Annotated in this window: 11 protein-coding genes; 2 read left to right on the top strand and 9 right to left on the bottom strand. The window is 46.9% G+C overall.

Going from position 1 to position 12,805, the window contains the following annotated elements:
* Nucleotides 1-48 precede the first annotated feature (48 nt).
* From LOZ80_RS08580 to LOZ80_RS08560, 5 genes are all read right to left on the bottom strand, one after another.
* Entirely contained in the window at nt 49-1,008 is a 960-nt protein-coding gene (locus tag LOZ80_RS08580; RefSeq protein WP_238171034.1) for an aromatic acid exporter family protein, read from the bottom strand.
* 69 nt (nt 1,009-1,077) lie between these two features.
* Complete coding sequence (locus tag LOZ80_RS08575; protein ID WP_443147017.1) at nt 1,078-1,911, bottom strand: ABC transporter permease; 834 nt, start codon at nt 1,909-1,911, stop codon at nt 1,078-1,080.
* Complete coding sequence (locus LOZ80_RS08570) at nt 1,908-2,678, bottom strand: ABC transporter ATP-binding protein (RefSeq protein ID WP_238171033.1); 771 nt, start codon at nt 2,676-2,678, stop codon at nt 1,908-1,910. The genes LOZ80_RS08575 and LOZ80_RS08570 overlap by 4 nt, the downstream gene beginning before the upstream one ends.
* A 47-nt stretch (nt 2,679-2,725) precedes the next feature.
* A complete protein-coding gene (locus LOZ80_RS08565) occupies nt 2,726-3,739 on the bottom strand; it encodes an ABC transporter substrate-binding protein (RefSeq protein WP_238171032.1) in 1,014 nt (337 codons plus the stop codon).
* 502 nt (nt 3,740-4,241) lie between these two features.
* The gene (locus LOZ80_RS08560) at nt 4,242-5,762 is read right to left on the bottom strand and encodes a carboxypeptidase M32 (protein ID WP_238171031.1); all 1,521 of its coding nucleotides are present in this window, start codon (nt 5,760-5,762) and stop codon (nt 4,242-4,244) included.
* 146 nt (nt 5,763-5,908) lie between these two features.
* Here LOZ80_RS08560 and LOZ80_RS08555 point away from each other — a divergent pair, with 146 nt between their 5' ends.
* Together LOZ80_RS08555 and LOZ80_RS08550 are read left to right on the top strand one after the other, a co-directional pair.
* Entirely contained in the window at nt 5,909-6,229 is a 321-nt protein-coding gene (locus tag LOZ80_RS08555) for an iron-sulfur cluster biosynthesis family protein (protein WP_238171030.1), read from the top strand.
* 51 nt (nt 6,230-6,280) lie between these two features.
* A complete protein-coding gene (locus tag LOZ80_RS08550; protein ID WP_238171029.1) occupies nt 6,281-6,862 on the top strand; it encodes a beta-class carbonic anhydrase in 582 nt (193 codons plus the stop codon).
* Nucleotides 6,863-6,945: 83 nt separating this feature from the next.
* Here the strand turns inward: LOZ80_RS08550 and LOZ80_RS08545 are convergent, their stop codons facing one another.
* Genes LOZ80_RS08545 through LOZ80_RS08530 form a run of 4 tightly spaced genes read right to left on the bottom strand, consistent with a single transcriptional unit; the run spans nt 6,946 to nt 12,777 of the window.
* The gene (locus LOZ80_RS08545; protein WP_238171028.1) at nt 6,946-9,105 is read right to left on the bottom strand and encodes a hypothetical protein; all 2,160 of its coding nucleotides are present in this window, start codon (nt 9,103-9,105) and stop codon (nt 6,946-6,948) included.
* A 22-nt stretch (nt 9,106-9,127) separates the two neighbouring features.
* Entirely contained in the window at nt 9,128-10,306 is a 1,179-nt protein-coding gene (locus LOZ80_RS08540; RefSeq protein ID WP_189014440.1) for an ABC transporter permease, read from the bottom strand.
* Nucleotides 10,303-11,022, bottom strand: coding sequence for an ABC transporter ATP-binding protein (locus LOZ80_RS08535; RefSeq protein WP_283214745.1), 720 nt, complete (start codon nt 11,020-11,022; stop codon nt 10,303-10,305). The genes LOZ80_RS08540 and LOZ80_RS08535 overlap by 4 nt, the downstream gene beginning before the upstream one ends.
* A 27-nt stretch (nt 11,023-11,049) precedes the next feature.
* Complete coding sequence (locus LOZ80_RS08530) at nt 11,050-12,777, bottom strand: efflux RND transporter periplasmic adaptor subunit (RefSeq protein ID WP_238171027.1); 1,728 nt, start codon at nt 12,775-12,777, stop codon at nt 11,050-11,052.
* Between the last annotated feature and the right edge of the window lie 28 nt (nt 12,778-12,805).

Here is a 12,805-nt window from a genome sequence, read left to right as displayed (position 1 = left end):
TTATTTTATATTATTTTTACTTAATAAAAATACCGATATCTGTCAGAGTCAACCTGCCTCGGGACGCTGTTTTTTTTGCTTTTTGGCGATCGATAAATAGTGCATGAGTTCCCGGTTTAGCTGAAATATCGCGGATCGCACCTCAAATTCCTCGCGGCTCTCCGGCAGCGGCATTTTTTTGTAACGAGCCTCCAGTTCTTGCAAGTCTTTCTCCGATTCGCCTGTATAGTAATCTTGCTTGACAGAGTGACTGATATCTTCAAGGATATCAGCGACAAGCTCCCCTTGCGGCAGCGTCTGGTACACTTGAGCGACTAGATCAATCATCCGATGTATCGATTCCAGCTGCTCCCCCCGCATGAAGAAATAGACACGCCAATAAGGGTCCCCTCCGAAAATAAGCCGATTTTCCATGGAGCGCTTCGCCAGCCCAGCCCCCTGCTCGATTTCTTCGCTAACCTCCAGCAGCTCTTTCCCATCCCAAATTACCGTATTATCGCGCAGATGCTTGGCCAAATTGACAAAAATAGCCGAAAATAAAACTTCAATCTGCTCTTTATGCCCTACAATCGCCTTATCTGCCTTAGGCATATAAGCAATATTGATAAGTGTCGCCGTGCCTAATCCAACCACTAGGAGAATGACTTCATTGAGAACAGCTCCCCAACTGGCATCTTCATAAGCAAAAAGATGCAGCATCACGACAGCTCCCGTCACAGCCCCTTCTGTAATTCGCAAGCGATACAGCAGCGGAAAAACAAGGAGCAGGAAGATGCCGACAACCCATACATGAAAACCGATCATACGAAACAGCAAACAACCCATTAACAGGGCAAGCAGGGACGCTGCAATCCGATGAAGTGCGCTTTGAATCCCTTTTTTCTTCGTCACTTCTATGCCAAGAATGGCAAGAAGACCTGCTGCGGCAGGTGTTTTGATTCCTAGTATATGCGCTAAATACATGGCAATGACGACCGCAAGGGCGGTTTTAAGCACACGAAAGCCCATAGCGTTTCACCTCTTTACTGGTTTTAACTATGGGCTCATTATTTCATTTTCGACAGAAAGTGGCAAGCTTCACCGATGTTTGGTCAATCTTTTTTCCAGATAAGACACGACCTGATACATCACTGTCGCGACGATCGCAATGACAAACAAAGTGGAAATGACCAAAGTGAAATTAAACACTTGAAAACCATATATGATCAAGTAACCGAGGCCTATTTGAGAAACGAGAAATTCCCCAACAATGACACCAACCCAAGCTAAGCCTACATTGACTTTCAGCGTGGAGACGATAGCGGGAAAAGAGGCTGGGAGAATAGCCTTTAGAAAGATTTTACGCTGAGATCCCCCGAATAACGTAACGACTTTGACATAGTTGTGATCAACTTCTTTAAAACTCCCATACACGACAAGTGTTGTAATGATTACGGTAATGGATAGCGTTGTGGCAATGATAGATAGGAGACCAGGACCGAGACCGACAATAAATAGAGGACCAAGCGCCACCTTGGGCATGCTGTTCAGAACTACGATGTATGGATCAAGCACCCTGGATAGAAATGGCGACCACCAAATAACAACCGCTAATGCAGTTCCGAATAAGGTACCCAAAGCAAATCCGATTATCGTCTCTACCACCGTGACCCCCACATGCGGCAGAAGACTTCCATCCAGCAATTTATCCCATAACAACTTGAAAACTTTCGTCGGGTAACTAAATAGGAGCACATCAATCCATTTTAACCGCGCAGCCAGTTCCCAGAGCGCAAAAAATAGCAGGAGAATCGCGGCTTGAACCAGCCTGACGTACTTCGTTTCCTTTTTCCTGGCCACAACAAAATCCTGATGAACTTGATTGGTCAGCATTCTATCTGCGGATTGTTTCTGCAGCTGTTTCTCGCTCATGCTTCATGCCCTCCAAATTCCTGCCATATCCTGCGAAAGAGTGCATGAAACCCAGCTAACTCCCGTGCTTCGAAAGGCGTCGTTTGCCGAATGTCATCCGGAATCTGGAAGGTTTGCCGAATACGGCCCGGATTGGGATCAAGAACAATAATGCGATCACTCATCGCAATCGCTTCTGTGATGTCATGCGTCACCAGCAGTGCCGTCTTCTGTTTGGCATGCAGCGTCTCAACAACCAGATCTTCCAACTGCAGCTTGGTTTGATAATCAAGAGCCGAGAACGGTTCATCAAGCAGTAATAATTCGGGCTCTGTGGCAAGCGTACGTACTAACGCCACCCTTTGACGCATGCCCCCTGACAGCTGCGAAGGGTAATAATCTTTGAATCCGAGCAGTCCCATCTCCTCCAATAAATGCAGAACATGCTGCTTGGTGTCCTTCGTCAATGTGCCTGTAATTTCCAGCCCCATGCAGGCATTAGCTTCAATCGTGCGCCAAGGAAAGAGATAATCCTGCTGCAGCATATAACCAACCGCGGTTGAAGGGCCGCTTACCTTCTTCCCTGCCACCGTTACAGTCCCCGCAGTGGGTTTGATGAGCCCGGCTATAATGGATAAGAGAGTCGTCTTCCCGCAGCCGCTGGGACCGATCAAACTAACGAATTCACCACGTTCAATCGTAAAATCAATCTGCTCCACAGCGAGTGTTGCCCGCTCCTCGGTTACATAGACTTGTGTTACGTCTTTAACAGTCACAGCTGAATCCATGTTCGTACTCCTCTCTCGTTCCATTCAACCGCTTCATGACACCTGCTTTAAGGTTTTACAGTGGTTCTTGCTTTTTCCGCAAAGGAATTGTTGACTAATGTTTTCCAAGCCACTCTCTCTTTCAATTCACCTGCTGAAGCCATTACATCCAACAAATTGTTCCACTCTTGTTCATCTACAATGCCATCTGTTGCAAAAGAGCCTTGGTCTTTATATCGTTTCACAACACTCTTCACGATCCCCACATCAATATCTTTGAAATAGGGCAGTACAGCCGTAGTAATTTCATCTACGCTTTTGGAGGCAACCCACAGCTGCGCGCGTTGAATCGCATTCGTGAATTTCTGTGTAGTAGCGGCATTGGACTTCAGGAAGCTTTGTTTGGTCATATACACGGTGTACGGCAAATGTCCACTTTCCACACCGAAGGAAGCGACCACAAAGCCTTTGCCTTCTTTCTCCACGATGGAAGCCTGCGGTTCGAAGAGCTGCACATACTCCCCGGTGCCCGACGAATAGGCGGAGGCAATATTCGCGAATTCAATATTTTGAATCAGCTCCAGGTCTTTCTTAGGATCAATATTATGCTTCTTGAGGGTGAACTCTCCAGCCATTTGGGGCATGCCGCCTTTTCGTTGGCCGAGAAACACGGACCCTTTCAATGCTTTCCAATCAAACGTATCCGCTTTTTTGCGAGCTACCAGGAAAGTGCCATCGGTTTGCGTCAATTGAGCAAAATTGATCACGGGATCATCCGATCCTTGCTGGGAGACATAGATCGATGTTTCCGAACCAACGAGCGCGACATCAATCGCGTTGGACAGCAAAGCCGTCATCGTTTTATCGCCGCCAGGTGTTGTTGTAAGTTCTACATCCAGGCCCTCATCCTTGAAAAAACCTTGAGACAACGCGACATACTGCGGCGCATAAAAGATCGATCGTGTTACTTCACCAATCCGTACTTTTGTGGTTTCTGTACTCTTGGTGCCGCACGCTGAAACGACAATGCTAAGCAGTAGGACGGCAGATAAGGCGATTCCCATTCTTTTCCGATTGTTCATAGACGTCCCTCCGATTTAAGTTGTACTGTATCCTATGCAGGAGCCCAGAAGTCGGTTAACGCTGATCACTCGGGAAACCGTTGTCAAAATAAAAAAAGGCTGGTACCTGCACCCATCCCCATCCCCTCTCTCGTTCTCATTGGCAGCAGCTACACAACCACTCCGTCACTCTAATGAACTGTATGATGCTTATTGACGAGAAATTGGCTACTTTGGCGATCTAATGAACTCAATTGGCGTTATCAAGCAGTTTTTAGGCGGAATAGTGACCGTTTAAGTGAGATAACATGCTGGGGATTCATTAGATTTTTTAAATGCACCATTTTGATCAAATACAGGGTATTGAGTTCGTAAGGGGATTAGTAGTCGCGCCAAAAATAAAAGAGCTAAGCAGATACAAGCTGCTTAGCTCCTTTGTCGTTCAATTATTCTTTTCCAACGAATGAATCTGGCCTGACATCAATAGTAGCTGCTTTTAGTCAGAGACGCTTAGAGCCAGCAATTAAATGTCATAAACGGCTTTGTATTTCTCTTCCAAATAAGCGACTAAGTAATCAGGATTCAATTCTTCCCCAGTCACTTGCACAATAATTTCATTCGGAGTCAACAGTTTGCCGTGTTGGTACACTTTGTCCGTTAACCATTCTTTGATGGGCACCAGGTTGCCCGCAGCTATTAACTGGTCAAAGTTCGGGAGTTCTTTGCGCAGCGTCTCGGTGAACTGCGCGGCGTACATGTTGCCTAACGCATAGGATGGGAAATAGCCAAATGCACCACCAGACCAATGAACATCCTGCAGCACACCCTCCCCATCGTTCGCAGGCACAACACCCAAATACTCTTCATATTTGGCGTTCCACGCTTGCGGTAAATCTGCGACAGCAATCGTCCCATTGAATAAGCCTTTTTCCAGCTCATAACGAATCATAATATGCAGGTTATACGTTAATTCATCCGCTTCAATCCGAATTAGGGATGGTTCGATATGATTAATCGCCCTGTAGAAGTCATTGACATCTACGTCATCAATCTGGCCGTTGAATGTCGTTTGCAGCTCTCCGTAGTACCGTTCCCAGAACGCTTTGCTGCGGCCGATAACATTTTCCCAGAATCGGGATTGTGATTCGTGAATTCCCATCGAGGTGCCCGTGCACAGATTCGTGCCGACCAGATCTTGGGAAATATTTTGCTCATACAAGGCATGACCGCCTTCGTGAATCGTTCCGAAGAGAGCGGATGTAATATCATTCGGCAAGTAACGAGTAGTGATTCTTACATCACCTGGGTTAAGGGCTGTAGCAAACGGATGTACGGTCTCATCCAGGCGGCCTGCATCAAAGTCATACTGCATCTGTTTCAAAATGGACAAGGAAAATTGCTTCTGTTTGCTGATTTCAAACTGTTGATCCAAAAAGGCGCGATTCGGCTGTTTGGGAGAAGCTTGAATCCTTTGCAGCAAAGGAACAGCTTTCTCACGCAGTGCGCCGAATACTTCATCTAATTTGTCTACGGTCATTCCCGGTTCGTACATATCTAATAACGTGTTATATTTATGACCCTCATATCCCCACAATTCAATAAATTCTTGCGTTGCAGCAACAATTTTCTCGAGGTATGGCTGGAAGGAAGCCCAATCGGAATTGTGCTTGGCGCCTTCCCAGGCGGACTCCGCTTGTGAAGTAAGAACAACATAGGCTTGATATTTCTCAGCCGGTATCTTTTTACTGCGATCGTATTCCTTCTTGCATTCCAGAACCATTTTTCGGGAAATCGCATCTAACTGCTCAAGCTCATCAGGTTGTGTAAAGAACTCTACATAGCTGCCCATCTCATCGGATGTAGACATACGGAAAACCTCTGTAGATAATTCGCCGACAACTTCCGAACGTGTTTCAATGCCTTTCTTCGGAGCGCCGGTGCGCATATCCCAATAAATTAAGGCAATAGCCTCCTCGTACTGCTTCATTTTGCGAACATAGGCCTTAAACGATTCCAGCTTGGCTGGGGCTGCTTGCACACTCATGCTTCAATCTCCTCCCAAAAGTTTCTTAATTTATCATACTTCGTCCCCTACTCAGAATCAAATTTATGCGGGAGTATGTTAGAATAATGACAGGCCTTTTGGAAAGAATCCATTTAACCGCATATATTATGAAGGAGTTGATCACTATGAACGTTACTTTTACTGATACAGCCATAGATCGCATTGCCCCGCTGCTGCAAGAGGACTCTGTCATAAATTTGGTTTTCGATACGGAGGATTGCGGTTGTTCCGTGAACGGCGTGCCTACTTTGTGGATTGTTCCCCAAGACAAAGAGGAAAAACTGGTCGCTGAAACGAATCAATTCAAACTGACTTACAAAGCCAAAGACGAAATTTTTTTCGAAGAGAAGATGACGATTGACTTTCACGATAAGAATAAATCCTATATACTAAAGAGTAATAATCAGATTTATAATGCGGGTATGAGCTTAGTAGACAAGAGATAAACGCTGCAAAAATAAAGACAAGCAGCAAAACAACTTAGTGGAGGGAAGCCCATGTCTTTGGTGAATGAGATTTTAAATTACAATGAAGAATTTGTAGAAACCCAGCGGTACAAACAATTTCTGACCACGAAATTCCCAGATAAGCGAATGGTTGTCCTCACTTGTATGGATACTCGGTTAGTTGAGCTGCTGCCTAAAGCGATGAATTTGCATAATGGCGATGCCAAAATCATTAAAAATGCCGGTGCGATCGTCTCTCACCCCTTCGGCAGTATTATGCGGAGTATCGTCGTAGCCGTCTATGAATTGGATGCCGATGAAGTCTTCGTCATTGGGCATTATGATTGCGGGATGACAGGCTTAAACTCCGATCATGTGATAGCCAATGCCAAGAAACGCGGAATCTCCGATGACGTCATTGCGACGCTAGGCCACTCCGGCATTAATTTATCTCGTTGGCTGACTGGTTTTGAACATGTCAGAGAAGGGATTGAGAAAAGTGTCAACATCATTCGCAATCATCCTCTGCTTCCCAAAAACCTGCCTGTGCACGGACTCATCATCGATCCGCAAACAGGTCGTCTTGATCTGATTGAGGATGGGTATCAAGCGGTTGACGAATCGCATACATAGCACAAAAACAGACTGTCCCAGAAGGTTGAGAACCTTGAGGGGCAGTCTATTTTAATGCTCTTATTTAGAACTGCTAACTGCCCTTACATTTTCAACGATTTTATCAAACGTTTGGCATCACCATTCGGCGTCGCCACAACTTCATACATATTAATCGTTACATTAGACTCTAATTGCTCCGACTTGATCGTTCCGAAATCGATAAATTGAACGCCGGACATAATCTTCTGCTGCCCAGTGAAGTTCATTGCCTTCGTACTTAGCAGACGTCCTTGAGAATCAACGACTTCAAAAGCCAACGTTGAGAAGCTGGCATCCGTAATGACCTGCTCCAGCCGATCTACATCCAGATCCAAGCGCAGACGATACGCATAAGATGAATCTTTGTTATAGGTCGCACTTACCGAGTAGTCATTCAATTTAATGCTGAATGGATACAAAGACACCGCGCCTTCCGTCGGTACAGCTTGAACAGTTGTTTTGTAAGAACCTACGGCCAGGCGATTCGCATCGTATAAGTTAAGGGCAAGCTTATCCGCTTTCTCAGTCCCAGGCAGCAAATAAGAATAACTAAGTACATAACTTGTGTTTGGCGCAATGTTTTTGGCAACTGTTGTTTGACGGACACCTGAATAGGTGTATCCTTCGGCATTTGTAAGATCGGTTTGGAAATCCGGAATTGCCAGGGTAGTCGTCCCTTTATTCGTAAGCTTATACTTCGCCACAACCGTTTTGAAGCCAAAATCGGCGTTCTCACTCATACCCATCTCCACTAAGGAAACATCCACATTAGAATCGATCAGATTGCTCGCTGTGAATTTAAACGGCGTACCCACGGTATAATTCTCCGCCGCCGAATAAGAGGAAACTTCTCCGCCGCTGCCCGCTCCAGCTAAGGTCGTAACCGATACTGGCAAGGTTGCTGTTTGCTTGCTGCCGGTGTCCGTACTATTCGTGTTGTTGCCTGTTGTGCCCGAGCCTGAGCCTGTTGTACCCGATCCCGTCGTTCCGCCTTGTGGCGTAGTCGAAGCAGCTGCCTGTTTCTCCAGGACAACTAATTGCAGCGCATCTGTATTGAGTCCGGCCGGCAATATCCCCGAGAAACGGAAGGTCGTCGACTCATTCGGTGACAAGTAGGTCGTCCGCACGGCGTTGTCTGTGGAGGAAACCGCCACGCTGCCGCGCAGCGCTTGGAACTCTGCCGACAAGCCGGGAATCGTTACAACCCCTTCGCTTTTATTCGTTAAAGTCACATTCGCCTGCAAATGAAGCCCGTCTGATTGCTTGCTTGCAGCGGCCCAGGATGTAGAAATAGCGAGACCGTTGTCATCCGTATTGGGATACTCTTTGCTTTCCCCGATTTTGCCAATCACGAAAGTTTTGGCTGTGCTCAAAGATCCGAGGACCGTCGTTTTCACTTTCCCTTTTGGCGAGAAGAGCAATGAGAAGTTGTTCGTATCCAGCGATGCTGGAACCGCTGCTTGTAGAATCGCCTTAATCGGCTGCTGCGGGAGCAAAGACTGTCCAGCTCCTTTGGCAAACGTTGCGGTATAAGTCAGTCCCTTGCTGTCCTGATAGTTGAATTCAAGCCCATCAGGGAGCTTGAGCGTAGCGTCGCTTAAATTTTCCAGCACAAGATCGGAATACACCATCCAAACGCCATCTTTGTAAATTTTATAGCTGCTGCCCAATTGTGCCGTAATTAAGGCATTATCTCCCAAAGTTGCGTCAATTTCTTGGAGGCTAATAACCGCTTGCTGGTGAACGGATTGCCCAGATTCCGCTAAAGCGGCGTCAACTGACAAAGCTCCAATATCACGCATCGCATTATAGTTCCACTCAAAAATATCGACCTTCAACTGACTCGCATCCAGGCTCGACGGAATCTCGGACGTAAACTTGAACGTCCCGGTTTCTCCCGCTTTCACACGCGCGGTCACTTTTTCAGTAAGCTTCGCTGTATAAGATACACCGTTCGTGTCGATAACTTTTACACCATAATTATTAAAATCAACGGGGGTGCTGCTGTTATTATTCAGCCCCAGCGAGAAGCGCAATGAACCGTCTTCGGCTCCCGCAGACAAGGCAACCTTGTCCAGCGTGAAATAGACGGAGTCGCTGAGAAACACACCCTCTTTGCCAGCGAATGCCGAAGTAGCCAATGGTAGTGTCAGGAAGCTTGCGGCCGTTAGCATGATTGCCGAACGGCTGAACAAGCGTTTCATCTTTCGTTGTTGGTTCACAGGGAGTCCTCCTTAGTTTTTGTTAATCGGAACGCAAAGCGTCGATCGGACGCAGCTTGGATGCTTTATTGGCCGGATACAGACCAAAAATGACACCCACGAGAACTGAAAATAAGAATGCGTACAAGCTGATATCGAAGGATAAGCTCGTGGTCTGTTTGGGGCTGAAATAGGGCAGCGCATAAGAGAGTCCAATCCCTAACGCAAGTCCGATTAATCCGCCCATGCCGCTGATAACGACAGCTTCTACGAGAAATTGCAGCAAAATATTGCGTCGCTTGGCGCCAATCGATTTGCGAATACCGATTTCACGCGTCCGTTCACTTACCGTTACCAACATAATATTCATAATGCCGATACCGCCGACAAGCAATGAAATCAGCGCTACAGCTACTAGTTGATTCGTAAGCGTATTGGTCGCTTCAGTCCGTGCTTTCAGCAGCTCATCCTGATTCGTTAAGACGAAACCGGTGTCGCTTTTGAATTTATAAGTCAAATATTGCTTCATCGTTTCTTGCGCTGTATAAATATCGTCTTTGGTTGGCGCTTCCACGTAGGTAGTACGGATTTGCCCTAGTTTAAAGACACGTCTGGCAGTCTCCAGTGGAACGATAACCGAGCTGTCGACGGATGCCCCGCCAATGTTGGAACCCTTCTCTTTGAGCGTACCGATGACACTGAACACGGCGCCATCAATATTTATTTCCTCGCCAACGGGGTCCAGAGTTCCGAAGTATGTTTTGGCAACCTCGCTGCCCAGCACGGCTACATTCGAGCGAAACTCAAGATCCGTAGGAGACAGGTTGCGCCCCTTGTCTACCGTCGCTTTAATGATCCCGAAGTAACGGTCATTCGTGCCAATTACATTGTATTTCTCCTGTGTACGGTCATATTTAATATTGGAGCCGTTCTTCGTCATCGTTGGCGCAATGGATTTAAATTCCGGGAAGTTCTCGAAATTCATCAGTTCATTATAATCCAATTGCGTAGCGCGCCCGTTCCCGGTTGCCGTAACAACCAACAGATTCGTCCCCATGTTCTCGTACTGCTTGGCAATTTGCTCGGAAGTCCCTTGCCCGATGGATACCAACGTGACAACCGAACTAACTCCGATGATGACGCCAAGCATGGTCAGAAATGTTCGCAACGGGCTCGAAATAATCGTCCGCAGAGACATTCTGAGCAGTTCATTTACCTTCATACGCTCACCTCTTGCTTCACAGCGCCCTTGTCCGTGGAATTCCGATAGTCATCAATGATGACTCCGTCGCGCAGAGCAACAACGCGCTGGGCATTATCGGCAATATGATGATCATGCGTAATCAGGACGATCGTATTCCCTTGTGCATTCAACTGTAAAATTAATTCCAGTACTTCTTCGCCAGTTCTGGAATCCAGTGCGCCTGTCGGCTCATCTGCCAGAATAAGCGATGGGGAGATGGCCAACGCTCGCGCAATCGCGACACGCTGCTGTTGACCGCCGGATAACTCGCTCGGCTTATGATGACCGCGTTCGCCCATACCAAGCATCTTCAGCATATTGTGTGCTCGTTCTCGCCGCTCTTTCTTCGCAATCCCCGCATAAATCATCGGAAGTTCCACATTTTCCATTGCTGATAAACGCGGCAAAAGGTTAAATTGTTGGAAAATAAAGCCGATTTTCTGATTCCGCAGTTCAGCCAGGGCGTTATCGTTCATATGTTCCGTTACGACGCCATCCAGAATATAACTGCCTGAGGTAGGAACATCCAACAAACCAATCGTGTTCATCAGCGTCGATTTCCCTGATCCACTCGGCCCGATGATCGCTACAAAATCACCTTCGGCCACAGATAGCGATATGCCACGCAAAATGGGCAGATCTTCCAGACCGCGCTTATAGGTTTTGGTAATTTCTTTAAGTTCAATGATATTCATACCACAATAGCTCCCTTCCCAGCAGTATTATCTAGCACCGCCACCGCCGTTGGTCCGGACAGCTCCTGTATTGCCGCCAGCTCCCGCTCCACCAGCTCCGCCGCCTTGGAATCCTCCTGAGCCTCCGCCACCAAAGCCGCCTGCACCGCCTGCGCCTCCGTTTTGCTGGAACTGCTGTCTCAAACGATTTATTTCGTCCTGACTTAAATTTTGCTGTCTTTTTACACCAGGCAACACGACTTTGTCGCCTTCTTTAAGCCCATCTGTTATCTCGACTTGTGTCTTGGAGCGAATCCCAATCGTAACCTCATGCTCTGTCTCTAACGTACCGTCCGCTTTTTTCAAAGTAACGACGCGTTTTCCTTTTTGCGATTGAAGAGCTTCAGGCGGGATGTAGAGAATATCTTTCTTATCTTGAATCAGGATTTCACCTGTTGCCGTCATCCCATATTTCAACACATTATCCTTATTGTCAGCAGCTAGCACCACATCATAGAAGGTAACGCCATTCGTTGTTGTCCCTACCGTAGAAACTTGCGTAACTTCTGCTGGGAACACGCGGCCTGGGTAAGAATCCACCTTAATCTCCGCTTTCATCCCCGTCTTAATGTTGGGAAGATCCAACTCATCGACTTGGACGGGCAGCTGCATTTTGGCAAAACTAGCCACAGCGCCCAGCTGTGTTCCGCTATTTACTTTGCTTCCGGCTTGATAGTTGCCTAGAATATCATTTCTCTTATTGACGAAGTCCGTGGAGAACACACCGTCGAAAGGCGCGACAATTTTGAGATTATCCACTTTATCCTGAGCTGCTGCCACTTTCAGTTTCTGACGTTCAAGCGCTGATTGTTTGGCTAGAATATCATCACCGAGCGTATCATTCACAAAGGAGGCAATCTGATCGCCCTGATGAACCATATTCCCGGTTTTGAAAGGCAGCGTAGACACGTTACCCGTTGTCCCGGCCAGAATCGTTGTCACTTTCTGATACTGCAGTGCGCCTTTGGCTTGTGAATCGACAGCACGTCCGCCAATCGTCACAGAACCAAGTACATTGGTGCCTGCGTCCATGGAGTTATCATTCGGAACCGTAATGTCGATATCAATCAATTTGCCGCCCTTCCCATCGGACTTGGGGTCCTTGGAAATCGTTTGAATCGTTCCCGTTTTCGTAATCATAAAACCATCTAACGTAATATCTACGGCATCACCCTTATGAAGCTGCGCTGCATCTTCCACGAAGAAAGGAAGTGTGACTGTCAAAGTGCTCACATCGGCGATCGTAGCAATTTTCGTTGATTTATTAATCGATGAACCGAGGTCTAGATTGGTTGCATATGTAAGCTTGCCGGAAACCGGCGCTCTTACGCCCATTAACCCTTGCTGCTGCTCAAGTGAACTCAAATCCTTCTGTAGCTGCTCATAATTAAGCTGAGCGTCTTGCAGATCACTCTCCAAGCTGGAGCTGGTGAGTTCAATCAGCACATCACCGGCTTTGACGGCTTGATTTCGTTTCAAATTTATCGATTTAATATTCGCATCCTGTGTAATTGTGATCGTTTGTGTTTCCTTAGGCTCGAATTGCGCTGTACCGGATACCGAAGAACGAATATTCCCTTTCTTCACATCGGCCGTCACCTCTTTGACATCCGCTGCTTTCGTTTTCTTTCCTTTTGCCAGATAGGCATAGGAACCCCCAGCGCACAGGATGACCGCGATACTTACAATAAGCCACTTGCTGCGATACCATTTCATGAAGTTGCTTCCTCCTTAGGGATAATTC

The organism is Paenibacillus sp. HWE-109 (assembly GCF_022163125.1).
GTDB lineage: Bacteria > Bacillota > Bacilli > Paenibacillales > NBRC-103111 > Paenibacillus_E.
Note: the sequence above shows the minus strand (reverse complement) of the source record. Positions and strands in the feature narration are given on the sequence as shown.

Coding starts and splice junctions, on each gene's coding strand:
- LOZ80_RS08580 (WP_238171034.1), bottom strand. CDS start 1,008: ATGGGCTTTCGTGTGCTTAAAACCGCCCTTGCGGTCGTCATTGCCATG.
- LOZ80_RS08575 (WP_443147017.1), bottom strand. CDS start 1,911: ATGAGCGAGAAACAGCTGCAGAAACAATCCGCAGATAGAATGCTGACC.
- LOZ80_RS08570 (WP_238171033.1), bottom strand. CDS start 2,678: ATGGATTCAGCTGTGACTGTTAAAGACGTAACACAAGTCTATGTAACC.
- LOZ80_RS08565 (WP_238171032.1), bottom strand. CDS start 3,739: ATGAACAATCGGAAAAGAATGGGAATCGCCTTATCTGCCGTCCTACTG.
- LOZ80_RS08560 (WP_238171031.1), bottom strand. CDS start 5,762: ATGAGTGTGCAAGCAGCCCCAGCCAAGCTGGAATCGTTTAAGGCCTAT.
- LOZ80_RS08555 (WP_238171030.1), top strand. CDS start 5,909: ATGAACGTTACTTTTACTGATACAGCCATAGATCGCATTGCCCCGCTG.
- LOZ80_RS08550 (WP_238171029.1), top strand. CDS start 6,281: ATGTCTTTGGTGAATGAGATTTTAAATTACAATGAAGAATTTGTAGAA.
- LOZ80_RS08540 (WP_189014440.1), bottom strand. CDS start 10,306: ATGAAGGTAAATGAACTGCTCAGAATGTCTCTGCGGACGATTATTTCG.
- LOZ80_RS08535 (WP_283214745.1), bottom strand. CDS start 11,022: ATGAATATCATTGAACTTAAAGAAATTACCAAAACCTATAAGCGCGGT.
- LOZ80_RS08530 (WP_238171027.1), bottom strand. CDS start 12,777: ATGAAATGGTATCGCAGCAAGTGGCTTATTGTAAGTATCGCGGTCATC.